Here is a 246-nt window from a genome sequence, read left to right as displayed (position 1 = left end):
TTTCAAACGAGAATGTCTCCTCATTCATTACATATCCATTCGGCGCTATTGTTTCTTTATATGTGTACTTTCCGTATGGTAGTTTAAATTTCGCTACACCTTGCTCATTCGTTTTTCCTTTTACTACTTCTTTCCCTTGTTCGTTATAAATTGTAAACTCTGCATTTGGTAGTTTCGTATTTCCATCCGCTACATCTACTTTTGTTATTTCTAATTCACCTTCTACTTTTTTATCTTGAACGATAT

1 protein-coding gene is annotated in these 246 nt (G+C 33.3%); it reads right to left on the bottom strand.

All coding sequences use genetic code 11. The features are described 5' to 3' along the window. Positions 1-246, bottom strand: a 246-nt coding sequence (locus BAU28_RS07625) for a prealbumin-like fold domain-containing protein (RefSeq protein ID WP_244158085.1), incomplete at both ends; no start/stop codon positions are given.

It is taken from the genome of Bacillus paramycoides (assembly GCF_001884235.1).
In the GTDB taxonomy this organism is placed as follows: Bacteria; Bacillota; Bacilli; order Bacillales; family Bacillaceae_G; genus Bacillus_A; species Bacillus_A paramycoides.
The sequence above is the reverse complement of the archived record's forward strand: the minus strand, read 5'-3'. Positions and strand labels throughout refer to the sequence as shown.